Annotated in this window: 23 protein-coding genes, 1 tRNA gene and 1 pseudogene; 20 read left to right on the top strand and 5 right to left on the bottom strand. The window is 41.3% G+C overall.

Going from position 1 to position 25,345, the window contains the following annotated elements:
• The first annotated feature begins 20 nt into the window (after positions 1 to 20).
• The 3 genes from scpB (at position 21) to ACRWQM_RS11080 (ending at position 1,952) form a co-directional block, all read left to right on the top strand.
• Positions 21 to 623 (top strand): SMC-Scp complex subunit ScpB, encoded by a 603-nt coding sequence (gene scpB / locus ACRWQM_RS11090; protein ID WP_434932026.1) that lies wholly within the window; start codon positions 21 to 23, stop codon positions 621 to 623.
• Positions 624 to 646: 23 nt separating this feature from the next.
• Positions 647 to 1,519, top strand: a complete 873-nt coding sequence (gene rluB, locus ACRWQM_RS11085; protein ID WP_226410314.1) for a 23S rRNA pseudouridine(2605) synthase RluB — start codon at positions 647 to 649, stop codon at positions 1,517 to 1,519.
• Positions 1,520 to 1,866: 347 nt separating this feature from the next.
• Positions 1,867 to 1,952 (top strand) — tRNA-Leu (locus ACRWQM_RS11080).
• Positions 1,953 to 2,206: 254 nt separating this feature from the next.
• On the opposite strand, the gene ACRWQM_RS11075 is transcribed toward ACRWQM_RS11080, so the two are convergent.
• Both ACRWQM_RS11075 and ACRWQM_RS11070 read right to left on the bottom strand, forming a co-directional pair.
• Positions 2,207 to 2,593: a DUF3301 domain-containing protein gene (locus ACRWQM_RS11075; RefSeq protein ID WP_226410313.1), complete on the bottom strand. Its 387-nt coding sequence runs from the start codon at positions 2,591 to 2,593 to the stop codon at positions 2,207 to 2,209.
• Complete coding sequence (locus ACRWQM_RS11070; protein WP_434930022.1) at positions 2,590 to 3,603, bottom strand: DUF3549 family protein; 1,014 nt, start codon at positions 3,601 to 3,603, stop codon at positions 2,590 to 2,592. Before ACRWQM_RS11070 ends, ACRWQM_RS11075 begins: the two co-directional genes overlap by 4 nt.
• A 95-nt stretch (positions 3,604 to 3,698) precedes the next feature.
• Here ACRWQM_RS11070 and ACRWQM_RS11065 point away from each other — a divergent pair, with 95 nt between their 5' ends.
• The 7 genes from ACRWQM_RS11065 (at position 3,699) to ACRWQM_RS11035 (ending at position 10,009) form a co-directional block, all read left to right on the top strand.
• Positions 3,699 to 4,019, top strand: coding sequence for a YqcC family protein (locus tag ACRWQM_RS11065; protein WP_434932025.1), 321 nt, complete (start codon positions 3,699 to 3,701; stop codon positions 4,017 to 4,019).
• Positions 4,020 to 4,052: 33 nt separating this feature from the next.
• Positions 4,053 to 4,898, top strand: coding sequence for a tRNA pseudouridine(65) synthase TruC (truC, locus tag ACRWQM_RS11060; RefSeq protein WP_434932024.1), 846 nt, complete (start codon positions 4,053 to 4,055; stop codon positions 4,896 to 4,898).
• Positions 4,899 to 4,996: 98 nt separating this feature from the next.
• On the top strand, positions 4,997 to 5,458 hold the full coding sequence (locus ACRWQM_RS11055) for a flavodoxin (protein ID WP_226410310.1): 462 nt from the start codon (positions 4,997 to 4,999) through the stop codon (positions 5,456 to 5,458).
• On the top strand, positions 5,455 to 6,903 hold the full coding sequence (locus tag ACRWQM_RS11050; RefSeq protein ID WP_434929000.1) for a PTS transporter subunit EIIC: 1,449 nt from the start codon (positions 5,455 to 5,457) through the stop codon (positions 6,901 to 6,903). The genes ACRWQM_RS11055 and ACRWQM_RS11050 overlap by 4 nt, the downstream gene beginning before the upstream one ends.
• A gap of 155 nt (positions 6,904 to 7,058) precedes the next feature.
• Positions 7,059 to 7,940, top strand: a complete 882-nt coding sequence (gene purU, locus ACRWQM_RS11045; protein WP_434929002.1) for a formyltetrahydrofolate deformylase — start codon at positions 7,059 to 7,061, stop codon at positions 7,938 to 7,940.
• A gap of 148 nt (positions 7,941 to 8,088) precedes the next feature.
• Complete coding sequence (locus ACRWQM_RS11040; RefSeq protein WP_434930021.1) at positions 8,089 to 8,451, top strand: hypothetical protein; 363 nt, start codon at positions 8,089 to 8,091, stop codon at positions 8,449 to 8,451.
• Positions 8,420 to 10,009: an HD domain-containing phosphohydrolase gene (locus ACRWQM_RS11035; protein WP_434930020.1), complete on the top strand. Its 1,590-nt coding sequence runs from the start codon at positions 8,420 to 8,422 to the stop codon at positions 10,007 to 10,009. The genes ACRWQM_RS11040 and ACRWQM_RS11035 overlap by 32 nt, the downstream gene beginning before the upstream one ends.
• Before the next feature lie 99 nt (positions 10,010 to 10,108).
• Here the strand turns inward: ACRWQM_RS11035 and dapD are convergent, their stop codons facing one another.
• Genes dapD through map form a run of 3 tightly spaced genes read right to left on the bottom strand, consistent with a single transcriptional unit; the run spans position 10,109 to position 14,352 of the window.
• Positions 10,109 to 10,933 (bottom strand): 2,3,4,5-tetrahydropyridine-2,6-dicarboxylate N-succinyltransferase, encoded by an 825-nt coding sequence (gene dapD / locus ACRWQM_RS11030; protein ID WP_235085501.1) that lies wholly within the window; start codon positions 10,931 to 10,933, stop codon positions 10,109 to 10,111.
• A gap of 24 nt (positions 10,934 to 10,957) precedes the next feature.
• Positions 10,958 to 13,531 (bottom strand): bifunctional uridylyltransferase/uridylyl-removing protein GlnD, encoded by a 2,574-nt coding sequence (gene glnD / locus ACRWQM_RS11025; RefSeq protein WP_434930019.1) that lies wholly within the window; start codon positions 13,529 to 13,531, stop codon positions 10,958 to 10,960.
• A gap of 23 nt (positions 13,532 to 13,554) precedes the next feature.
• The gene (gene map / locus ACRWQM_RS11020) at positions 13,555 to 14,352 is read right to left on the bottom strand and encodes a type I methionyl aminopeptidase (RefSeq protein WP_434925822.1); all 798 of its coding nucleotides are present in this window, start codon (positions 14,350 to 14,352) and stop codon (positions 13,555 to 13,557) included.
• 355 nt (positions 14,353 to 14,707) lie between these two features.
• Here map and rpsB point away from each other — a divergent pair, with 355 nt between their 5' ends.
• The 10 genes and pseudogenes from rpsB to ACRWQM_RS10970 all read left to right on the top strand — a co-directional run bounded on the left by rpsB (position 14,708) and on the right by ACRWQM_RS10970 (position 25,326).
• A complete protein-coding gene (gene rpsB / locus ACRWQM_RS11015; RefSeq protein WP_226410305.1) occupies positions 14,708 to 15,436 on the top strand; it encodes a 30S ribosomal protein S2 in 729 nt (242 codons plus the stop codon).
• A 116-nt stretch (positions 15,437 to 15,552) separates the two neighbouring features.
• A complete protein-coding gene (gene tsf, locus ACRWQM_RS11010; RefSeq protein WP_434925823.1) occupies positions 15,553 to 16,404 on the top strand; it encodes a translation elongation factor Ts in 852 nt (283 codons plus the stop codon).
• A gap of 70 nt (positions 16,405 to 16,474) precedes the next feature.
• A complete protein-coding gene (gene pyrH / locus ACRWQM_RS11005) occupies positions 16,475 to 17,221 on the top strand; it encodes a UMP kinase (protein WP_434925824.1) in 747 nt (248 codons plus the stop codon).
• Between the two features lie 123 nt (positions 17,222 to 17,344).
• The gene (frr, locus tag ACRWQM_RS11000) at positions 17,345 to 17,887 is read left to right on the top strand and encodes a ribosome recycling factor (protein ID WP_226415966.1); all 543 of its coding nucleotides are present in this window, start codon (positions 17,345 to 17,347) and stop codon (positions 17,885 to 17,887) included.
• A gap of 80 nt (positions 17,888 to 17,967) precedes the next feature.
• Entirely contained in the window at positions 17,968 to 18,792 is an 825-nt protein-coding gene (locus ACRWQM_RS10995; RefSeq protein WP_434930018.1) for an isoprenyl transferase, read from the top strand.
• 20 nt (positions 18,793 to 18,812) lie between these two features.
• Positions 18,813 to 19,670, top strand: a complete 858-nt coding sequence (locus ACRWQM_RS10990) for a phosphatidate cytidylyltransferase (RefSeq protein ID WP_226410301.1) — start codon at positions 18,813 to 18,815, stop codon at positions 19,668 to 19,670.
• A 5-nt stretch (positions 19,671 to 19,675) separates the two neighbouring features.
• On the top strand, positions 19,676 to 20,866 hold the full coding sequence (gene ispC, locus ACRWQM_RS10985; RefSeq protein WP_434930017.1) for a 1-deoxy-D-xylulose-5-phosphate reductoisomerase: 1,191 nt from the start codon (positions 19,676 to 19,678) through the stop codon (positions 20,864 to 20,866).
• Between the two features lie 11 nt (positions 20,867 to 20,877).
• Positions 20,878 to 22,248 (top strand): sigma E protease regulator RseP, encoded by a 1,371-nt coding sequence (gene rseP, locus ACRWQM_RS10980; protein ID WP_434930016.1) that lies wholly within the window; start codon positions 20,878 to 20,880, stop codon positions 22,246 to 22,248.
• A gap of 30 nt (positions 22,249 to 22,278) precedes the next feature.
• Positions 22,279 to 24,762, top strand: a complete 2,484-nt coding sequence (gene bamA, locus ACRWQM_RS10975) for an outer membrane protein assembly factor BamA (protein ID WP_434930015.1) — start codon at positions 22,279 to 22,281, stop codon at positions 24,760 to 24,762.
• Between the two features lie 65 nt (positions 24,763 to 24,827).
• Positions 24,828 to 25,326: pseudogene (locus tag ACRWQM_RS10970) on the top strand (OmpH family outer membrane protein).
• The last annotated feature ends 19 nt before the right edge of the window (positions 25,327 to 25,345 follow it).

The raw sequence follows: 25,345 nt of genomic DNA, 5'->3' as shown, positions 1-25,345 counted from the left end.
TTAAATAAGTGTAAACCATGATGCAAATAAACCCGACTCAATTAAAGCAATTAATCGAAGCCAGTTTATTTGTATTAGCCAAGCCGATGACCATTAAAGCGTTGAGAGAAACCGTACTGGCTGATTTCAACGTGTCACGGGTTAAAATTAAAGTCGCTGTAGATGAATTACAGCAAGAATACCAAGAGCGCGGTGTTCAACTGGTGCAAGTGGCCGGCGGATATCGTTTTCAAACTCAAGAAATACTCAGTCCTTTTTTACAGCCACTCTGGCAAGAAAAAGCGCCAAAGTATTCTCGTGCAACCATGGAAACCTTAGCCGTGATTGCCTATCGACAACCCGTTACCCGGGGCGATATTGAACAAATAAGAGGTGTGGCGATCAGCAGTCACATCATTAAAAGTTTAGCTGATAGACATTGGATAAAAGTGGTCGGACATAAAGAGGTGCCGGGTAGACCTGCACTGTATGCAACTACCATCAATTTTTTATCTTATTTTGGCTTAAAAAAGTTAGCTGATTTACCTGAGCTAAATCATATTGAGTCACTTCAAGCGATGTTTGAAAAAGCCCAACAGGCACCACAAAATGTGGAACAAACCTCGCAAGAGCAAGTCTCGTAAGAGCAAACTAAAGAGTAATACTAATGAGCGAAAAGTTGCAGAAAGTCTTGGCCCGTGCAGGCCATGGCTCCCGTCGTGAGATGGAGGCATGGATTGCTGCAGGCCGAGTTAGTATTGATGGTGAAATTGCAAATCTTGGTGACCGTGTTGAGGCTAGTGCCAAAATACGTATCGATGGACGCGCGATTGCATTAAAGTCAGTAGACGAAGTTATTTGTCGTGTGTTGGCGTACCACAAACCTGAAGGTGAAATTTGTTCGCGCAAAGACCCTGAAGGCCGCCCAACGGTTTTTGAACGTTTACCTAACATGCGTGACTCACGCTGGGTTGCCGTTGGACGTTTAGATATTAACACCTCAGGTTTATTGTTATTTACTTCAGATGGCGAGTTAGCTAACCGCTTAATGCATCCATCGAACGAAGTTGAGCGTGAATATGCAGTGCGTACCTTTGGTGAAGTACCAGAGGCTGCTGTGCAGCGTTTACGTACCGGTGTGACACTAGAAGATGGCCCAGCCATGTTCGATAGCGTTAAACCTGCCGGTGGTGAAGGCATAAACCAGTGGTGGCATGTGACATTACGTGAAGGTCGTAACCGTGAGGTGCGTCGTTTATGGGAATCACAAGAGATACAAGTAAGCCGCCTGATCCGTATTCGCTATGGCATGATTGAATTACCTAAATCACTGCCGCGTGGCGGGTGGTTAGAACTTTCATTAGACCAAGTGAACTATTTGCGTCAGCTGGCTAGCTTAGACGTTGAAACCCGTTCACTTATCGGACACGATAAACACAGTGTTTCACGCTCGAAAGTGAAAAGTGCTAAAATTCGTCGTGCTGTGCGTAAAACGAAAGTGGTCACTGGTAAAGCTAAGCCGACTCGTCAACGTAGCTAATTGAGCTGTGAGTTTGTTTAGTATTAAAAGAAGGTCGCGTTAGCGGCCTTTTTTTATAGTGGTAGGTGTTATTTTATCATCACTGCGTTGCCATGCTTAGTTCGAGTGACCGATAACACCAACGCCCTAATAAAGCATGGGTATTAGACTTGCTGTTTAATTTTTAGCGGTTAATGAATAAAAACACTTCAGTTTGTTGTTTTTTAAGTCACTTGAATCGTTTGATTAAAATTAATAGTTGCGTGATTTCAAAAAAACAGTAAAGTGTGCAGCAAGTTCAGCGGCGCAACCTAAGTTGTTAAGTTGACAATAGATTCTACGAATTGAAATTCAATTCGTCACAGTTTGCCCGAGTGGTGGAATCGGTAGACACAAGGGATTTAAAATCCCTCGCTGAATAAGCGTGCCAGTTCAAGTCTGGCCTCGGGTACCATTATTAAACTCACTTTGATATTTATATCGAGATTGAGTGATGGATAAGAAAGCCTCGACACTGCGTCGGGGCTTTTTTATGTCTGCATTTTTTAAATGAGTTTTCAATTCGTTACCGCACTAGAATGAATCCACAGCTATTAGCCAACCATTATCACAAACAAAAATGCTACCCGTTAAGATAGCATTTTGTGAGTGAATCATGATGGGTCTAACTCAGTCTGTTAACATAATCTGTTAACATCAGTTTGATAGCTAATGACACTTACCTGAATCACAACTTGTTTTAGTGCCGCAGCCGCCAAATTTTCCCTGTGACATTGGTGCATCAAACCATTCAGGTTCAGGGAAAATCGGCCAGTCTATTTTAGTAACTCTTTTTCCATGCATATTAATATGCGCCTGATATTGATTCATCCCATCAGTGCTAAATTCAAACATAAACTTAGCTCGCCAACATAAGCCAGTTTGCCCGCCTAAACTTGGGCGAGCAGATTCCATAGCGATTGCAAGTAGCTGCACTTTTTGTTTGCCACAAGCCTGCTCAGCGAAAACGCGGCTCAGTTCAGCCATATTGCGTAACTGCCAGAAGAAAGCTGCGGTGACAATCAGTGCCGCCATTATTAAAAAATCAGACATCATAGGCTTGTTGCCTTAAATAAACCGCCAATGGCGAGGGAGAGTTGTTCGCTGCGATCTGGATTACGCAAATCTGTTAGTAAAGCATTACGCAAGCTTGGTATGGCAACAATATCAGCAAAAACTTGATTAAAAAAGCTTTGTGGCTGTTTTGCCAGCGCTTCTAAAAAGAATTTGCGGGTGGTGTCATCTTTCAATGCTAACCAATTACGCGCTGCTATTGTGATTAGCATAGTTTCATCAAGTTGATCTTGAGCATTTAATCTATGTATTGCCTGTTGACTGAGTTTTGTATTTGATGCCAACGCTTTTAAAAATAGCCCCTTATATTCTACTGGAGACTGATCCAATAATGTTACCAATACGTCAGCTAAGGGCTGTTCAATCGGCAGGTGTTCAAAGCAACTACATAATGCCGCTTGTACTTCTACAGGGGCCTGCGGCAAGATGTTAATAATATCCTGTTGGTGGTCAAATGATGACATTCTCACGCATACATCTGCTAAACCTTGCATACCAATTTGCTGCCATTGTTGTGGCGGCATTTGCCCGGCAAGATACTGGGCTGCAATTTCATATTGATTTGAGGCTTGCTCACCCAGTTGTTTTTTGACTAAGGCATTAAAAATAGCCAATTTATGTTGATTGGGCTTAAAGCTGAATGGGTGGTTTGCCAATTGTTGCTGCTGTTCATCCGTTAGGTCTTGCGTCGGATCTCGGCCTAACGCCTCTAAAATCATCTTTATAAATTGTTGTCTTGGCGCGGGGGAGAGTAATCCCTGTTCATCAAGGGCAAGCTTAATAAACCAAATGTATGGTTGTTGGCTTTGCTGCCAAAAAACTATCGCAAACTGCGCATGGCCTTGAATGGGATAAGGGTATGGGGCAACCAATGACTCAATTTGATGAAATGCCATCATATCGATATTTTGTACTCTTCTGCCTAAATCATAAACCTGGAATTGAGTGTTAGCTGTGGCAAGAAATTGGCTAAGGGTGGTGATTTCTGTCATGGGGACTCGCTATACAAAACGTGGCAATATGTGGGTATTAATGGTGGCTAATGTTATCATATTCAACCTTTGCCATTGTATTTGAGCCATTATATATGCTTTATGAAGCGAGCCTGACTTTTTTAGTAAAATTAGAGCAGCAACTCAAGTTGTTAGGTCTATGGTCATTAACGCCTCCTTCCACTATAGCGCTGGCAAGTACGGCTCCATTTGCATGCGATACCTTAGCATTTGAGCAATGGTTACAATTTATTTTTATTCCTAAAATGCAGCAATTAATCGACACGCAAAGCTCGTTACCTAGCCAAATGGCGATTGCGCCAATGGCGCAACAGGTGTGGCAAGCGCGACCTGACAGACAAGAGATAATTGCACTATTGGATCAATTTGACCAACTGTTAACTAATCAATATTAGTGCAGGCTGGTGACAATAAGCGACCTAATGACTATGAGCGACTCCAATTTATATGACCTTTTAATGGCTGATATTGAGCCAGAACAAGAGGGTGATCAGACGTTAAATGCTGATGAAGAGCAACAAAGCCCCCCAGAATTAGCAGTTTTATTTGAAGATGAACACATTGTCGCTATTCACAAACCCGCAGGCTTGTTAGTGCATCGTAGCTACTTGGCGCGTAAAGAACGTTTTTTTGCTATGCAACTTACCCGGGATCTCGTTGGCTGCCATGTTTTTCCAGTTCATCGCTTAGACCGCCCCACATCTGGCGTGTTGTTATTTGCCAAAAGCAGTGAATGTGCACGTAATTTATGTGAGCAATTTGAAAATCATACCGTGACTAAACGCTATTTGGCTTTAGTGCGCGGTAATATGCATGATGGCGGTGAGCTCGACTATGCTTTAAGAGTTGAACTTGATGATGTTGCTGACAAATTTGCAGCTGCGGATAAACCCGCTCAAGATGCTGTGACCTTTTATCAGCCGCTACTTAATAGTGAAATCCCATTTAGTTCAGGTCGTTATCCAACCAGTCGTTTCGGATTAGTCAAGCTCACACCTAAAACAGGCCGAAAGCATCAATTGCGTCGCCATATGGCCCATTTACGTCATCCTATTATTGGTGATACCACCCATGGCGATGGTAAACAAAACAAATTCGGGCGTGAGCATTTTGGCGTCAACCGCTTATGGCTTATTGCTAAAAGCTTGCAATTTACCCACCCAATAACGGGTGAGCGAATGCACATAGAGACTGAGTTAGAGCAAGAGTGGTTAGATCTTTTCAGTTTACTGGGGTGGAACGATTTAGATACTGAAGCCAGTATGCTTATTTAAATTCATCAATAAAACCCACTTGCTACAAAGCAAATTTATACAGTATGTTAGTTATAATCTAATTGATTTTTAAATCATGGCACAGGAAGGATGAAGTAGTGGCAAATGTTAATCTTGTTTTTGGTACTGTTTATGGCAGTGCGCAATTTACCGCTGAAACATTAGCAAAAAAAATTACTGAGATGGGTTTTACAACCACCTTAAAGCAACCAGATGAGCTAGCAGGATTTATTCCTGCCGAATCTGATTATCTTATTATTGTTTGCTCAACCACAGGCCAAGGTGATTTACCGGAAGATATTCAACCTTGGTTTACACAAATGAAATCTGCCGCGCCCTATTTACCAAAATTGAAATACAGCATTGTTGGTCTAGGTGATTCAAGTTATGACACTTTTTGCGGCGCAGCAAAACAGTTTGATGAGCTATTAAATGAGCTTGGCGCACAGGCATTAACCCCTAGATTGGAAATAGATGCCACAGAAACCATGGAACCTGAGTTAGATGCAGTTCAATGGCTAACAACTTGGCAAGCCGCAGCTAATGCAGACATGTTATAGGTAAATTTTCTAAACACGTCATTACCCAGCAATGGTTTAAGTTCGCACAGCGATTAAGCCAGGCTTTATTGATCCCGATTGCTATACTACCAGCCGCTGGGGTTATGCTGGGTATCACGGCTAATCCCTTACCCTTCATTCCTGAAGCCGTTAATTTAATTTTTTCTTCCGTCGGTCACCTAATTTTTACTATGATGCCACTGCTTTTTGCTGTCGCGATAGCAATTGGATTTTGTAAAGATCAGGGGCTTGCCGCTTTTTCTGCCGTTTTCGGGTTTGGTGTGTTTATCTCAACCATGGGCGCACTGAGTTCACTTTATCAATTACCCTCAAGGCCAATGTGGGGTATCGAAACCATAGATACTGGTATAGCGGGTGGCATGTTGGTCGGTGCTATAACCTATATCGCGGTTAAGATGAGTGAAAAGTTAACCTTACCAGCTATCTTCTCATTTTTTGAAGGTCGGCGAAGCGCACCCTTAATTATTTTGCCTTTAGCTATGATACTGGCAAGCGTACTTGCTTTTATTTGGCCTCCCTTATCGTCAAATATAGAAATGCTATCTAATTGGGCAGTTTATCAAGAACCTTCGGTTGCATTTGGATTATATGGTTTTGTTGAGCGTTTACTGATCCCATTAGGACTACACCACATATGGAATGCGCCATTTTACTTAGAGTTTGGTTATTTTTGGCATGATGGACAACTGGTACGTGGTGAGGTCGGTCGATATTTAGCTGGTGATCCCATGGCGGGTAATCTTGCTGGAGGCTATTTAATTAAAATGTGGGGCTTACCTGCTGCGGCATTCGCCATATGGCGTTGTGCGGACAAAACTGAACGAAATCGAGTGGCGGGTATTATGTTATCTGCAGGTATGGCAAGTTGGCTGACCGGTGTTACCGAGCCCATTGAGTTTGCTTTTATGTTTGTAGCCCCTTTGCTTTTTTTGGTACATGCGGTGTTAACGGGTGTGGCCTACAGTATTTGTATACTGCTCGATGTTCACCACAGCATTGTATTTTCCCATGGATTAGTGGATTTTAGTTTATTGTTTCCCCAATCCAGTAATAGTTTCTGGTTTATGATACTAGGTCCATTAACGGCCGTTGTTTATTACAGTTTGTTTCGTATTAGTATTATAGGCTTTAATTTGAAAACCCCAGGAAGGCTGACTCCTTCTAGCGCTTTACCCCAACAAAAAGAAAGTTTAAGGGGGATGGTGGCAGGTTTAGGCGGGCGAGATAATATTATTGAGCTGTCAGCATGTTTAACGCGATTAAGAGTTAGCGTAATTGATTCAGCTTTAATTGATAAAGCACGTTTAGTCCGTTTAGGAGCAAAAGGGGTCGTGGTGGTTGGTAAAGGCGTGCAAGTGGTCTATGGCACAAAAGCAGAAACCCTCAGAAAACTTTTACAAAAATACATAGACTCCCGTCGATAAGCTTCATTTTTGATAATAATCCATCACTTTTTATGCTTAATGTTTAGTTTAGACTTTTTTTAGTGAAAATTTATTCAATTTCAGTATAAAAGTTACCAAATCATGGCAGTTTAATGGCAGACTCGAGTAAAGACATTTTTAGTAGAGATTTAGCTATGGCATTATCCGAAACGACTTCGAACGACCACATTGCGCAATCGACAGTAACCAGAAAAATCCTCATTATTGACTGTGCAGACGCTCAAGGGCTAATTGCAAAAATAACCGGCGTGTGTTTTGCCCATCATCTGAATGTGATTAAAAATACTGAGTTTGTTGATCATGCTCAGGGGCGATTTTTTATGCGCACAGTATTAGATGGCAAGATTAATGATGCTGAATTTATCAGTGCATTAAAAGCCGTATTACCCGCTAAAAACCATTTAAAACTAGTCGATGCGGGTAAAAAACGAATCGTGGTAATGGTAACAAAAGAGGCACATTGTTTAGGTGATTTATTAATGAAGTCATACTACGGTGGTTTAGATGTAGAAATTGCAGCCGTAGTAGGGAATTATGATGTGTTGCAAAATTTAACTGAAAAATTTGATATTCCTTTTCATTATGTAAGTCATGAAGGGTTAAATCGCGAAGAACATGAGCAGGCGATGCTGGAGAAAATTAAGCCCTACGAAGCGGATTATCTTGTCTTAGCTAAATATATGCGGGTATTAACACCTGAATTTGTGACACAATTTCCAGACAGAATTATTAATATTCACCATTCATTTTTACCCGCATTTATAGGTGCTTCACCTTATAAACAAGCTTGGGACCGAGGGGTGAAAATTATTGGTGCGACAGCCCATTTTGTTAATAACTGTTTAGATGAAGGGCCTATTATTAAGCAGGATGTTATTTCTGTTGATCACAGCTACAGTGCAGAAGAGCTCGCTCATCAAGGTAGAGATGTGGAGAAAAGTGTACTCAGTAAAGCTCTGCAATTAGTCCTGAACGAACAAGTGGTCGTTTATGGTAATAAAACAGTCGTATTTTAACAGTTAATATTTTACTCAAATATCAAGCCTACAATAAAATGTAGGCTTTTTTATAGGGCTAAATAACTGTTTTATTATAAATTATTAGCCAAAAATAATTTATAGGCTAAGATAAGTAGAGGGTATAAATAGACAAGGATTGTACAGAATGCGTCAAAAGAACGACTTTTTTTTGAAACACGCTGAGCTACCTAAAGGGCTCGAATTGTCATGGGCTATGTTCAATCATCGCTTAGAGATAGTAAAATTAAGTGAAGCTTTATATTCACAAGTTAAGAAACCCATCGCCTCTATCTTAAAACAGCCCATGTCAGCCGCGTTTCCAACCCTAGAATTAACCTTGATTGATTTAACTAATCGAACCACAAAACAGCTGTTGCACTTTATTGATGAACGAGGCCATGCACAACAGGCTATTATATTGCCAATTGACGACAGTGCTGACCACTGGTGCATGGTGTTAACCCAATTAGATTTAGATGAAAAAATGGCTAATGGAACTCCACCCTGATTACAATTTAGCCATTCAGTCGAGCGATGATTGGTTACAACAAATTGAGGCTGTTATTACAGCCAAATCCGATGTGGTATTCAAAACGGCACTGCAACAAGGTCTTGCACTTACCCATAGTCAAGTGGGCTATTTACACATTTATGATGAAAAGCATAATAAAATTGTTCGCACAGCGTGGACCGATAAAGTGAAGCAGTTTTTTGCCATTCCAGATAATCAGCAATATCTCGCAGATTCAGGACTTTGGGCTGAAACGATTAAAACCAAGCAAGCGACAATTGATAATGAGCCCCAAGATAATTCAGTGAGAATGCAAAAAGATGGCTATTTTGCATTCAAGAATCACCTCTGTGTGCCTATTCGATATCGTAAAAAAGTGGTTGGTATTATTGGTGTGGGTAATAGGGACAAATCTTATACTCATGTAGATGCTAAGTCGCTCAGTATTTACGCCACGATTCTTTGGCACTGTGTCGAGTTGCCTCGCACTATTAATGCAATGTCTAAACAGTCAGTCATTATCAAAGATCAAAAAGAGAAAATGACTCACATTCTAGTGCAGCTTGTTGGTGCGATTTCAGAAGCCTTAGAGCTAAAAGATGCTTATACCGCAGGCCATCAAAAATCAGTCGCGCAGCTAAGTTATTTAATGGGTGAAAAAATGGGCTTACCTGCTGATCAACTAGAGGGATTAAAGTTAGGGGCATTAATTCATGATATTGGAAAGCTTGCCATACCAAGTCAAATTCTCGCTAAACCTTCCAGATTGACGGCAATTGAGTATGAGCTAGTTAAGCAGCATCCTGTGCAAGGAGCGTTAATTGTTGATGAAGTCGAATTCCCCTGGCCCATTAAACAGATGATTCTACAACACCATGAGCGCCTAGATGGTTCAGGTTATCCTTATGGCTTAAAAGAGAAAGACATTATTCTTGAAGCCAAAATTATCGCTGTTGCGGATGTTGCTGACTCTATTTTAAGCCATCGACCTTATCGACCGTCTATGGGAATGGCAGCGTTAAATGATGTATTAATGGAAGGCCGAGGCAAGATATTTGATGCCCATGTGGTTGATGCTTGTTTAGATATTCTGGCTATTCACGATCTTAAAACAGCTGAATATGTTGGCAGTTTATCATTGGATCCAGCGGTTATCATTGAGGAGTATTATACACTTGAGCATACACAAAACATGTTAAATAAGGCGAAAATGAATGTCGCTGTGGTTTTGTCAGAAAAAAGTCGTTCACCCATAGGTGTTATCGATAAAAAGACGTTAGCTTTTTGGCATAGCCCCTTTTTAGATACTGCAGCAGAACGATTGGTTGACCGTAGTTTGCTCAATAAACGTGCTCACCAGGTAATGGAGCATAAAATTAATATTATTGCCGCTAACACGATTTTAAAAGACGCCAAAATTTTAATGGAAAAAAACAATACTGATTATCTAGTGGTACAAAATATTGATAATCAAGTTATCGGCATTGTGACATGGAAAATTTTAGCCAATGCATTGATGAATGAGCTGGATGAAGAGCGTTCGATGCAAAGTTAAATGTTAAGAAACAGATGCATTTGATTTTAAAGAATTAAAAAAGGCTCCTAAGAGCCTTTTTTGTTAACCAGAATAGAACATGCTAGTTGATGTTCTAAATTAATCAACAATACGTAATAACTCGTTAATACCGACTTTTCCACGGGTTTTAGCATCTACTTTTTTGACAATAATTGCGGCGTATAGGCTGTAAGTGCCGCATTTTGACGGTAGGGTACCAGAAACGACTACAGAGCCAGCAGGGACTCGACCATAATGCACTTCACCGGTCTCGCGATCAAAAATACGTGTGCTTTGACCAATATAAACACCCATTGAAATTACACTGCCTTCTTCAACAATAACACCTTCAACGATTTCACTGCGGGCACCAATAAAGCAGTTATCTTCAATAATAGTTGGTCCTGCTTGTAATGGCTCTAATACACCACCAATGCCAACACCACCTGATAAATGAACATTCTTACCAATTTGTGCACATGAGCCAACTGTTGCCCAGGTGTCAACCATAGTACCTTCATCAACATAGGCACCCAAGTTAACGTATGATGGCATTAATACGGTATTTTTACCGATAAATGAGCCTTTACGGACCGTTGCTGGCGGGACAACGCGGATAGCTTCAGCTTTAAAACGTGCTTCATCATAGTCAGCAAACTTTTGTGGCACTTTATCAAAATATTTAGTGTCACCACCTTCGATAACACCGTTATCAAAAATACGGAATGATAATAATACTGCTTTTTTTAACCACTGATGAACATGCCATTCGCCATCGATTTTTTCAGCCACACGTGCTTGACCTTTATCAAGCATGTTTATCACTGTCTCTACGTCAGCACGTACACTTGGCTCTACCGTGCTAGGGGTGATAGTTTGACGTGCTTCAAATGCCGCCTCTATTCGTTGGCGTAATGCCTCCATGGAACTCTCCCAATATCATATTAGTTAACTAGATTGATTCAACGCTACATGTAGCGCATAAGATAAATGTTGTTGTTGCGCTTCATTTAGCGCCTGGCCATCTTGTGTTTGTAAGATGAAAAAATCTTCAGCCCGTTCGCCAATGGTGGTGATCTTGGCTGCTAATAAAGTCACTTCACAGCGGTAAAGAATATCACCCACTTTTGCTAATAACCCTGGCGAATCAAGCGCTATTAGTTCCATCATACTGGTATCTTGACGAATACTCGGTAAGAAACTGACCTGCGTAGGCACATTAAAGGGCTTCATTATTCGCGCAAGTTTTCTAAATTTAGGTAATTTAGGGTTTTCATTTGCAAGGGCTTTTTCAAGCGCCTTTCTGATACTCTGTATGCGTGACAGCTGTAAAATAGGCTCGCCATCTTGTTCTAAAATAACGAAAGTGTCTAGTGCAAAATTATCAATTGACGTCATGATATTTGCATCATGTACGTTGATGTTTTTATTGTCCAAAACAGTCATTACGGTGGCGAATAGTTTGGGCCTATCTTTGCTGTAAACAAATAATTCAGTGCCACCACGGGTGGTGTGTTTTGACATTAATACCAAGGGTTCATCTTGGTTATGTTTAATAATAGCTTCGGTATGCCATGCGACTTGATTAGGTTGGTGACGTAAAAAATACTCAGGCTTAAATCGACTCCATAATGCCTGCATATCTTTATCTTTTAGGCCACGACGAAACAGTTCTTTTTGCGCTTTAGCCTGAACTTCGTCAACTCTAGCTTGTTCATCTACTGGCTTTTCTTTACCTCTTGCCAGCACTCGCTGGGTCGAGAAGTATAAATCCCGCAGCAGAGAGCCTTTCCAATTATTCCAGGTTTTTTCATTGGTCGCGCAAATGTCAGCGACAGTTAAACAATACAAATAACTTAAGTGCGCGGCATCGTGCACTTTATCGGCAAAGGCTGCCACTACATCGGGGTCTGAAATATCCCGTCTTTGAGCGGTTATAGACATCACTAAATGATTTTCCACAAGCCAGGCAACTAAACGGCCGTCATGATCATTTAAGCCGTGCAGTTTACAAAAATCGAGCGCATCTTGGGCTCCGAGTTTACTGTGATCGCCGCCGCGGCCTTTCGCTATGTCATGAAAAATAGCACCTAATACGAGTAAGCCTTTTTTGGGCAACTGGTTAATCAGTACCGCGCCAAGTGGAAACTCATCTTTTTGCTCGGCTTGTGAGAAGCGCTCAATGTTCAGTAATAATCTATGGGTATGCTCATCTACAGTGTAGGCATGGAATAGGTCAAACTGCATTTGTCCTTCAATGCTTCTCCAAGCGGGAAGATATGATGATAAAATACCGTGTTTATGCATCATCGAAAACGCAATAATACCGCGAGGGTGTTTTAATATTTCCATAAACACTTTACGACAAGCGGCATTATCTTGCAGTGGACCCGTTAAGCTGCGGCGAGCTTTTCTCAATAAGCGTAATGTTGGGGCATAAATATTTTCAATATTAGAGTTTCTAATTGAATGCAAAAATAAACGCAAAATTTCTTCTGGATATTGGCTAAATAATTCATCGTTCAATACTTCAATGTAATGACCGCGACGTTGGTAATTATCATTAATTTTTTGAATTTCAAGCGCTTTAATATGCCCCAGTGTTGCTCGTTTGAATAGTTGCAACAGCATTTGATTCAACTCCATTATTCGCCTTACTGTGCGATAATAGCGTTTCATCATTTGTTCTACAGCTAGCTGAGTCGCATCTTGATAACCCAACAGGCTGGCGACTTGTCGTTGCAAGTCGAATAATAAGCGGTTTTCATTACGATTAGCACTAATGTGCAAAGCAAAGCGAATTTCCCACAGGTAATTTTGGCACTCTATAAGCTCTTCCAGCTCTGATGGCTCAAGAAAATCGTGCTCAACTAACTCGGTTAAGTTGGCCGCATCAAAATGTCGCATAGCCACCCAGGCGATGGTTTGAATATCTCGAAGCCCGCCTGGGCAAGTCTTAATATTAGGTTCGAGGTCAAAGGCACTCGCTCTTGAATGACGAAGAGTTTGCTCTTCTTTTTTGGCATTATAAAAATCAGCTGAAGGCCAAAAGTCATCCTGGCGAATGCGTTGATATAACACATCAAATAATTGCGTGTTACCGCACAAAAAGCGCGCTTCAATTAAGTTGGTGGCTATGGTAATGTCAGCTTTGCCTTGCTCAATGGTGTGCGCAACAGTTCTGACACTGTGGCCAATTTCAAGCCCTGCATCCCAAAGGTAGGTGATCAGTTCGCTGAGTTTAGCCTGGGTGTTTTGGCATATTTCATCTTGTTCAACTAAAAACAATAAATCGACATCAGAATAGGGCAGTAGCTCACCCCGTCCATACCCACCTACTGCAATTAACGTCATCGAATATTGGTCTAATTGACAATCAACCCAAGCATTTTGGAGCAAGTTATCTATAAATGCGCTGCGTTGGCTAACAATGTCTGCGATAGGATGTTTCGCTTTATATTGCTCAACTAAGCGCTGGTTAAGTTCAAGTAAAGTATTTTTAGCTGCCAGCGCGGTATTCATTGATATCCTTGACTGATTAAGAGTTAAAAGTTAATGATTCTCGGAAAATCTTCTTCGTCGCGTAAGGTAAGCACTTCAACACCGGTTTCGGTGACGAGTAGCGTATGCTCCCATTGAGCCGAATTTTTACCATCTGAGGTAGTCACAGTCCAGTTGTCATTTTTATCTAATATCGATGTGTGACGACCAGCGTTAATCATAGGTTCAATAGTGAAACACATACCGGGTTTAATCACGGTTTTGTCATTATTTTTATAATGGACAACTTGCGGCTCTTCGTGGAAGCCTGAACCAATACCATGACCACAATAATCTTGCACGATAGAATACTTATCAAGTCCTGATTTGCTTGCCTTGATGAATTTTTCGATGGTTGTACCAATTTCACCTAATTTTGCACCTGGACGCACTTGACGGATTGCAAGGTAGAGACTTTCTTGTGCAATACGGCACAAGCGTTTGTCTTTAGGGCTCACTTCGCCAATTAAAAACATCTTTGAGGTATCGCCATGATAACCGTCTTTTATCACTGTAATATCAATGTTTAATATATCACCGTTTTTTAATACGTAATCAGAAGGGATGCCATGACAAATAGTATTATTGACTGAAGTGCAAATCGACTTAGGAAAACCATGATAATTAAGCGGCGCTGAAATAGCACCTTGCTCTTCAGTATATTGAGCACAAATTGCATTTAACTGATCAGTTGTCGCGCCCACAACAACGTGTGGCACGATCATTTCCAGAACTTGGGCTGCGAGTTTACCCGCTGCGCGCATTTTTTCAATTTCGTCGGCATTCTTAATCACAATACTCATGAATCTTCTCTTGGTTTTTAACGTTCAAAAAAGGCACGTTTTTAGTCATCAATTACACGCAAAAATTTGTATTTGATAGCTGTTTATGGTATAAAGCGCGCCGTTATGTGTAAGTTCTTGTTTGCTGTTTGTGGAACTTTATAGAAAAAGTCTCTACTTTTGAGTAGCTGAAATTTTCTATTTTCAACAAACTGTCAAAATTTGCGGCTATTATACATGGCAATTAACTTAAATACTAAATCACACACGTATCGGCACATTTTTCGGGGTGCTCTTAAAGCCATAATAGGTTGCTAAGGGTCGAGAAATGGGATGCGTGGAGGTCTAACCCCTTTATTACATTAAGGTAAATAAAATGACTACAGTTACAATGCGCGAAATGCTTCAGGCTGGTGTTCACTTCGGTCACCAAACACGTTACTGGAACCCAAAGATGAAGCCTTTCATCTTCGGTGCTCGCAACGGTGTACACATCATCAACCTTGAGCACACTGTACCAATGTTCAATGAAGCTTTAGCTTTCATTAGCAATGTTGCTTCTAAAAAAGGTAAAGTTTTATTCGTAGGTACTAAGCGCGCTGCTGGCGAAGCTATCAAAGAATCTGCAATTTCTTGTGACCAGTATTATGTTGATCACCGCTGGTTAGGCGGTATGTTAACAAACTGGAAAACTGTTCGTCAGTCAATCAAGCGTCTTAAAGAGCTAGAAAGCCAGTCTGTAGACGGTACTTTCGACAAGCTAACTAAGAAAGAAGCGTTAATGCGCTCACGCGAGTTAGACAAGTTAGAAAAATCTTTAGGCGGAATCAAAAACATGGGCGGCTTACCTGACGTATTATTCGTTATCGGTGCTGACCATGAGCATATCGCTATTAAAGAAGCAAACAACCTAGGTATCCCAGTTGTTGCAGTTGTTGATACTAACTCTGCACCAGATGGCGTTAACTATATCGTTCCTGGTAACGATGATGCGATGCGTGCAATTCGTTTGTACACTTCATCTGTTGCTGCAGCCGCTAACTCAGGCCGTGGTCAAGATATCGCTGTTCAAGCTGAACAAGACGGTTTCGTAGAAGCTGTTTAATAAGGCGAGATGGTTAACCATCCCCCTTATTTGCCAATAAAAAATTGGTGAGCAGGGGCCTAATGGCCCCTGTTTTATAATGTAAAATTAGACCAACTAAATTAGAGGATTTAACAATGGCGATTACTGCTGCCCAAGTTAAAGAACTTCGTGACCGCACTGGCGCTGGCATGATGGACTGTAAGAATGCACTGACTGAAACTGACGGTGACATCGAGCTAGCGATTGATAACATGCGTAAAAGTGGCGCTGCTAAAGCTGCTAAAAAAGCGGGTAACATCGCTGCTGACGGTGCAATTCTAATTAAGAATGGCGAAGGTTTCGCTGCGCTATTAGAAGTTAACTGTCAAACTGACTTCGTTGCAAAAGACTCAAACTTCCTAGGATTTGCTAACGCAGTACTAGATGTTGCTGCTGCATCAAAAGTGACTATCGAAGACTTAAAAGCACAGTTTGAAGAAACACGTGTTGCACTAGTGACTAAAATTGGTGAAAACATCAACATTCGTCGCGTTGAGTACATCGATGGTGCTAACTTAGCTTCTTACCGTCACGGCGACCGTATCGGTGTTGTGGTTACTGGTGAAGCTGATGAAGAAACATTAAAGCATATCGCAATGCACGTTGCTGCTTCTAAGCCTGAATTCGTTAATCCTGAAGATGTACCTGCAGAACTTGTTGAAAGAGAGCAAGCTCTACAAGTAGAAATCGCCATGAACGAAGGCAAGCCACAAGAAATCGCTGAGAAGATGGTTGTTGGTCGTATGAAGAAGTTTACTGGTGAGATCTCTCTTACTGGTCAAGCTTACATCATGGAACCAAAGAAAACTGTTGGCGAAGTTCTTAAAGAGAAAAAAGCGACAGTAACTAACTTCATTCGTTTAGAAGTTGGTGAAGGTATTGAAAAGAAACAAGAAGATTTTGCTGCTGAAGTAGCTGCACAAATCGCTGCCACTAAAAAGGCGTAATCGCTTTTTCTTTAAAAGACCCTAAGACCGCAGCAATCGCTGCGGTCTTGTTATGATCAGGATCAAAATTATGAGCACCAATCCAAAACCTGCGTTTAGACGTATTCTGCTTAAATTAAGCGGTGAAGCATTAATGGGCGAAGAAGGCTTCGGCATCGACCCTAAAGTACTTGATCGTATGGCTCAAGAAGTAAAAGAGCTGGTTGAGTTAGGTATTCAAGTTGGTGTGGTTATTGGTGGTGGTAATCTATTCCGGGGTGAAGGTCTTGCGCAAGCAGGCATGAATCGTGTAGTGGGTGATCACATGGGAATGTTGGCAACAGTCATGAATGGTTTAGCGATGCGTGATGCGCTTCACCGTGCTTATGTCAATGCGCGTCTCATGTCAGCCATTCCGTTAAAGGGTGTTTGTGATGATTACAACTGGGCTGAGGCGATTAGTTTACTTAAGTCTGGCCGAGTAGTGATTTTCGCCGCGGGTACAGGTAACCCATTTTGTACTACCGATTCTGCTGCTTGCCTACGCGGCATTGAAATTGAAGCAGAAGTGGTCTTAAAAGGGACCAAAGTTGACGGTGTTTACTCTGCGGACCCAATGAAAAACCCTGAAGCGGTTAAGTATGATTCGCTCACTTATGCTGAAGTGTTAGAGTCCGAATTTAAGATAATGGACCTTGCAGCATTTACAATGGCGCGTGATCACGATATACCTATTTTAGTGTTTAACATGAACAAGCCAGGCGCACTTCGACGCGTGATTATGGGCGAAGGTGAAGGCACTATTATTAGTAGTCAAAAAAATAGTAGCCCAAAATAACTTCATTATTGCATTAAATAGAGTGCAATCCTTATTTGAGCTGATCTAATGTCTGTGTCATTCTTTATCTATCAGCTCAAAAAATATTTGTGAAAAAAGGAAATTATTGTGATTGAAACAATTATGTTAGATGCGCAAGAGCGCATGGGAAAATGTGTTGATGCAAGTAAAAATCAAATGGCTAAAGTACGAACTGGTCGTGCTCATCCTAGCCTTTTAGATTCTATTCAAGTTTCTTACTACGGTTCGATGACCCCTCTTAAGCAAGTGGCGAACATTGGTATTGAAGACTCTCGTACGCTTAACGTGACAGTGTTTGACCAAACATTAGTACAAGCCGTAGAGAAAGCCATCATGTCTTCTGATCTGGGTTTAAACCCTATGACAGCAGGCACATCAATGCGTATACCGCTTCCTGCGCTAACTGAAGAGCGTCGTAAAGACTTTATCAAAGTGGTACGCAACGAAGCTGAAAATGGTCGTATTGCTATTCGTAACGTTCGTCGTGATGCAATTACTGAAGTGAAAAAACTTGAAAAAGCCAAAGACTGCACTGAAGACGATGTGCGCCGCAGTGAAGACAGTGTGCAAAAGTTCACCGATACTGCTATTAAGCAGGTTGACCAACTTTTAGCCGCGAAAGAAAAAGAGCTAATGGAAGTTTAAACTTCAGCGTTCAACGCTAGAGTTAATACGCCGTGTAAGTGTATACTACACGGCGTTTGTTTTTTATAGGGTTGTTGTTAATGTCATCTACAAATGATTACGGATCAGGTATTGCTTTACCTTCTGACTTAGCTTCATCAGAGTGTTTACCTGGACAATTATCTGACATCGTTAGGCAGTCTTTGCCTAAACACGTTGCTATTATCATGGATGGTAATGGCCGCTGGGCACAAAACAAAGGCATGCCAAGAGTGGTGGGCCATAAAGCCGGCGTTAAAGCGGTAAGACGTATTGTCAGTGCAGCGAGTCAATTAGGCATAGAATCACTCACTTTATTTGCCTTTTCGAGTGAAAATTGGCGTAGACCCGATAAAGAAGTCAGTTTGTTGATGGAACTTTTTTTTAGCGTATTACAACGTGAAATTAAACGTCTGGATAAAAACCAAGTTCGACTTAATATTATTGGTGACATCAGTCGATTCTCTGCTAGATTACAAACTCAAATTGGACAAGCTCAAGACAAAACTAAACACAACAAAGGTCTTGTTTTAAATGTTGCTGCAAACTATGGCGGGCGCTGGGATATCATGCAAGCAGCTCAAAAGTTAGCCGAAAAAGTCGAAAGTGGCGAAATCAGCAGCAGTCAGATGACCGAAGAGGCATTAAATCAACATTTGTGCATGCAAAATCAAAGCGAAGTTGATTTAATGATAAGAACAGGCGGTGATTACCGCATCAGTAATTTTATTTTATGGCAGGCCGCCTATGCTGAACTCGTGTTCACTGAAACACTGTGGCCTGATTTTGATGAGAAAGCTTTTCATCATGCACTGGCAATGTTTGCCAGCCGCCAGCGTCGTTTTGGTCTGACCGGAAGTCAAATCGAAGAAATACGTACGCTATAATTTTTAAAAGGATTATTTTTTTGCTAAAACAACGAATAATAACAGCACTTTGTTTAATCCCACTAGTATTAGCCGGTATTTTCTGGGTACCTACGGTTTATTTTGCGTGGTGTTTAGTTCCCATCTTTGCGATTGCAGCAAAAGAATGGGGCCGATTTATTGATAAGGAGTGTAATGTTACCCAGTGGTCATTTACCGTCACTGTTACCATTTTACTGGTCGTCATTAATGTAATGTTTCCTGCCGACAGTCTTTGGTTTAAAGGTCATATTAATCCAATGTTTTTAGCGATTATCAGTATTGGTGTTGTCTGGTGGGTATTCAGCACTATCTTGGTGGTTAGTTTTCCTAAAAGTGCTAAATTCTGGCGCGATAGCCACATGTTTAAATCCATGTTTGGCCAATTGACGTTGATCCCTTGCTTTGTGTCCTTAATCGCTCTCAAGTCATTAAGCAGTCATGCTGAGCCTTATTTTGGTGGTTGGTTAGTGTTTATTGTCATGCTAGTGGTTTGGGCAACCGATACCGGCGCTTATTTTGCTGGGCGCACTTTAGGTAAACATAAGTTGATGCCAAGCGTCAGTCCAGCAAAAACCTTAGAGGGTTTAGCCGGTGGATTGTTAACCACTATGTTAATCGTTGCTGCTGTGATGTATGTTTCTCCTGAGCAAGAGGTCGGACTGTTAGTTGTGGTGACCCTTATTACCGCATTAGCCTCTGCATTTGGTGATTTATCTGAAAGTATGTTTAAACGTGTGGCAGAAATTAAAGATTCAGGCAGTATCTTGCCTGGTCACGGTGGTATTTTGGATAGAATTGATAGCCTAACTGCTGCATTGCCTGTATTCACGCTCATTTACATTGCGATGTGGATGTAATTTTGATGCAAAATATGGTTATCCTTGGCGCAACGGGCTCTATTGGCGCAAGTACCTTAAGTGTAATAGCAACAAATCCTGACAAGTTTTGTGTTTACGCCTTAGTTGCCAATTCTAGTGTTGAGAAAATGCATGCTTTATGTGTGACTCATCAACCTGTTTATGCTCACATGGTTAATCAGCAGGCCGCTGTAAAACTCAAAGCATCTTTACCTGCTTGGTGCAAAACCATTGTCACCACATCAGAGCAAGATTTGATTGGATTGGTGACCAGCCAAGAAGTGCATACTGTTATGGCTGCAATTGTCGGCGCAGCTGGGCTTGTATCAACCTTTGCAGCAGTAAAAGCGGGCAAACGGGTGCTACTAGCGAATAAAGAAGCGCTGGTCATGTCTGGTCAACTCTTTATGCACACCGCAAAGACATCAGGGGCGACAATATTACCCGTAGACAGCGAACATAATGCTATTTTTCAGTGTATGCCTGAAGCTGTGCAAGCTAATTTAGGTTATTGCGATATTGCTGGAGAAGGGATTTCACATATTTTATTAACAGGCTCAGGCGGTCCGTTCTTAACTGCAGATTTAGCGTCATTTCCTCACATGAGTCCAGAGCAAGCTTGTAACCACCCCAATTGGTCAATGGGACGAAAAATCTCCGTTGATTCAGCTTCAATGATGAACAAAGGGTTAGAGTATATCGAAGCGCGCTGGCTGTTTAATACTCGTCCAGAACAGTTAAAAGTAGTTATCCATCCCCAAAGCGTTATTCACTCAATGGTGCAATATAAAGATGGCTCCGTTATCGCGCAGATGGGTAATCCTGATATGCGTACGCCGATTGCTCATTGTATGAGCTATCCGCAAAGAATTTCGGCTGGAGTTGAACCTTTAGATTTTTTCAAAGTCGGACAGTTAAGTTTCTTTGAAGCTGATTTTAATCGTTTCCCTTGTTTAAAGTTAGCGATTGATGCATGTAAACAAGGCCAAGAGTCGACAACAGTGTTAAACGCCGCTAATGAAATTGCGGTAGAAGCTTTTTTACAAGGTAGAATTAAATTTACAGATATCGCAATAATAAATGAACAGTGCCTTGTTTCAGTCAGTCCCGCGGCATTGAATTCAATTGAAGATATTATTCGCCTCGACGGCGAAGCAAGAACACAAGCGATGTTAGCGATAAAAACCTTGGCGTAATCAGGAGCAAGATGTTCGATTTTTTTTGGAATTTAGGTTCGTTTATTGTCGCTTTAGGCATTTTAATTACCGTTCATGAATATGGCCACTTTTGGGTTGCACGTAAGTGTGGCGTGAAAGTCGAAAAATTCTCTATAGGTTTTGGTAAAGCTATTTGGCGTAAAGTCGGTAAAGATGGCACAGAGTATGTGGTGGCAATGATCCCATTAGGTGGGTATGTCAAAATGCTCGATGAACGGGTTGATACCGTACCAGAGGAAATGCTTGACCAAGCATTTAATCGCAAAAATGTATGGCAACGCATTGCGATTGTGGCAGCCGGTCCTATGGCTAATTTTATTTTTGCAATAATTGCACTTTATGGCATGTACTTAATCGGTGTGCCGTCAGTTAAACCCGTCATTGATACCACTAAAGCAAATTCTCCTGCTGCGATTATTCAACTGTCAGAACCGCAACAAATAATTGCCGTTTCTGGGCAGAAGGTACGCAATTGGGAAGAAGTCAACTTAGCCTTGGTGGGCCACATAGGTAATGAGCAAGTCGATATTACGCTTGCACCATTATCTCGATTGGAAGGGGGCGAGGTCGCTGGAACTACTTACGAATTAGATATTAGTCAATGGCAATTTGATCCAGAGAAAGAGTCACCCATTACCGCTATAGGCTTAGGTATATTTAGACCTGGTATTGAGCCCGTTATAGCCGCCATAAGTGATGGCAGCGCAGCACAAATTTCTGGTTTAATGCTTGGCGATCGAATTTTAAGTATTAATCAACAAGATTACAAAGATTGGAATGCGTTTGTTGATGTGATACAAACGTCAGCCAATAAACCAATAGCTATGTTAATTGAGCGGGCAGGTGAGCAGCGTTTAGTTGAAGTTGTTCCTCAAGCTCAAAAAAATGATAGCGGTGACGTCATTGGTATTATAGGCGTTAGTCCTACCGCGGCGCAGTGGCCTGAAAATATGCGCTTTGAGTTACAATATGGCATGATAGATTCCGTCTCCGCCGCAGCTGATAAAACGTGGCAGCTAGTGGTGGTTAGTTTCAAAATGATCGGCAAATTATTTACCGGCGATGTGTCGGTGAAAAACTTAAGTGGTCCCATTTCGATTGCGCAAGGTGCAGGAGCCAGTGCAAATTACGGATTGGTGTACTTTCTTGGGTTTATCGCACTAATTAGCGTTAACTTAGGCATTATTAACTTAATGCCTTTACCTGTGCTAGATGGTGGACACTTGCTGTATTACTTTATTGAAGTGATTACGGGTAGGCCTGTGCCTGAAAAGGTACAGGAAATTGGATTCAGGTTCGGCGCAGCTTTGCTGCTAATGTTGATGAGCGTAGCGCTTTTCAACGATTTTGCCCGACTCTGAGCAGGACAGACAAATAATTAGAAGTGCTCTATGAGATTGAATAAAATTTTTGCCTCGATGTTATTCGTCGGTGCGTCTTATGCGGGAAGCGGTTGGGCAAATACATTCCAACCATTTGAAGTCACAGACATTCAAGTTGAAGGTCTACAGCGTGTAGCATTAGGAGCTGCATTGTTAAACTTACCGGTTAAAGTCGGTGACACAGTTGATCAAGTTAAAATACAACAGGCGATAAAAAGCTTATATGGTTCGACTAATTTCGAAACCATTAATGTCAGTCATGAAAATGGCGTGTTGTACGTTACCGTTAAAGAGCGCCCGACGATTAGTGCGGTGACGTTTGAAGGTAACAAAGATATTAAAGATGAGCAGCTTCAAGAGAGTCTTGATGGTTCTGGTGTCAAAATTGGTGAGTCTTTAGACCGCACAATGTTATCAGGCATCGAAAAGGGCTTACAAGATTTCTACTATGGTGTCGGTAAGTACGGCGCAAAAGTTGAAGCTCAAATTGTTAACTTACCGCGGAATCGAGTGGAGTTGCAGTTTAATTTTACCGAAGGTCTAGCGGCTGAAATTCGTCAAATTAACGTGGTTGGTAACACGGTTTTCACTGACTCTGAGTTGATTAGCATGCTTGAGTTGAAAGACTTTGTTGCATGGTGGGATTTATTTGGTGAACGTCGCTATCAAAAACAAAAGTTACAAGCTGACTTAGAAACCATTAAAACTTATTACCACAATCAAGGTTATATTCGTTTTGATGTGACTTCAACGCAAGTTGCTATGACTCCTGATCGTAAAGGACTCTACATTACGATCAACGTCGATGAAGGCGAAAAATATAAAATTAAAGAAGTCAATCTCACCGGCGATTTAATGGGCCGAGAAGAGCTAATGAATGCAATATTGCCGCTTAAAGCTGGCAGTATGTATAACGGTGCGGATGTGACATACACCGAAGAAATGTACAGTAAGTACCTTGGCCGTTTTGGTTATGCTTATCCAGAAGTGAAAATATACCCAGAAATTGACGATGAAAATAAAGAAGTTGTCTTAAATGTCAATGTTCAGCCAGGTAAACGTGTTTATGTTCGCTCAATTAACTTCACCGGTAACACAGTCACAAAAGATGAAGTCATGCGCCGCGAGTTACGTCAAATGGAAGGTGCTTGGTTGAATTCCGCTCAAATTGAGCAGTCCAAAGCACGTTTGAATCGTTTAGGTTATTTCGAGACAGTTGATACTGAGACAATACAAGTCCCTGGCAGTGATGATTTAGTCGATGTGGCTGTGTCGGTGAAAGAGCAGCCATCAGGCTCGTTTAATGCTGGTGTAGGCTATGGTACTGAATCTGGTATAAGCTTGCAGTTTGGTGTTGAGCAAAACAACTTTCTTGGTACAGGTAATCAAGCTGGTGTAAGTGTTAACACAAACAAGTATTCAAAAAGCGCTAATCTTTCCTTTACTGACCCTTATTTTACTAAAGATGGTGTGAGTTTAGGGGGCAGTGTTTACTGGAGCGAGTTTGATGCAAATGAAGCAAACTTAGAGGCCTACAAGAACAAGTCTTATGGTGTCGCGTTAAATTCAGGTTTTCCGATTAATGAATATAATCGCTTAAACGGTGGTATTGGTTACCGTCATAACGCCATTTCTGAAATCTCTGCTTACGAGCAGGCATTACGTTTTTATAATGTTTATCGTGACAGTCAAGATCCAAATGCCGATTTAGCGTTTGATAATTTTGAGTTAAATGGCGGTTGGTTTAGAAGTACCTTAAACCGCGGTACCTTCCCAACGGATGGTTCGTCACAGCGCTTAAATGGTAAAATGACAGTACCTGGGTCAGATCTACAATATTTTAAAACTGATTTTGATACTAACTTCTACTTTCCATTAACGCGTACCCACAGTTTTGTATTTTTGACTCGCGCACGTTTAGGCTATGCCAACGGCTATGGACAGTTTGATGATAACGATCAAATTCTACCGTTTTGGGAAAACTATTACTCAGGTGGCAGTAGTTCATTACGTGGTTTTAAATCCAACTCTGTTGGTCCTAGATCTTTCTATTTAGTGCGTGGCAGTGAGTCATGTGCTCCAGATGCTTCAGGTGATGGCTGTAGCTTACCTGGAGAGCCTAATGAAATTTATGTTAACCAGGGCCGCTCTATCGGTGGTAATGCCATCGCAACAGCCAGTATGGAGTTAATTGTTCCTACTCCATTCCTTGATGAAGCTTATACCAATTCTGTTCGTACCAGTTTCTTTGTTGATGCAGGTAACGTGTGGGATACCGAGTTTGACTATGAATCTTATCGAAATCTTCCATCAGAAGAGTTTAATAAGCTTGAAGATTACAGTGATCCTGCTCGTCTTCGTGCTTCATGGGGGATGAGTGTGCAATGGTTGTCTCCTATGGGCCCAATGGTCTTTAGTTTGGCATGGCCGCTGAAAGAATACGAAGATGATGAACCAGAGATTTTCTCGTTCAATATTGGCAAAACGTTCTAAAACAAATAAACTCAGCAGGCTTTGCTGAACAAGTATTTATTAACAAGGAGTCTACTTTGAAAAAGATGGTAAATCGCGCATTAGTGACATTAGCTTTTTTAGCTGCACCAATCATGGCGCACGCTGAAAACATTGCTGTAGTGGATATGGGCGAAGTATTTGAACAATTGCCACAACGTGAACAAATCTCAAAATCATTAAAAGCTGAATTTGGTGATCGTGTTGCTCAAGTCCAAAAAATGCAGGAAGAAATGCGTTCATTGGTTGAAAAGCAGCAACGTGATGGTGCGTTAATGAGTGAGACTCAAAAGACTGAAATGGTTCGTAAAATGGAATCGCTAAAGTCTGAGTTTCAATTAAAAGGTAAAGCGCTTGACGAAGACATGCGTCGTCGTCAGGGGGAAGAGCAAAATAAACTGTTAGTACAAGTTCAAAAAGCGATTAATACCATTGCTGAGAAAGAAAAAATATGACATGGTATTACAACGCGGTGCAGTTATTTTTGTTAAGCCAGACGCTGATATTAGCGGTAAAGTGGTTGAAGCGTTAAGTAAAGGTAAATAAGCCCGAATTTAAGGCGAGA

Origin of the sequence: Shewanella sp. HL-SH5 (genome assembly GCF_051163755.1) — a bacterium.
Lineage (GTDB): Bacteria > Pseudomonadota > Gammaproteobacteria > Enterobacterales > Shewanellaceae > Shewanella > Shewanella glacialimarina.
The sequence above is the reverse complement of the archived record's forward strand: the minus strand, read 5'-3'. Positions and strand labels throughout refer to the sequence as shown.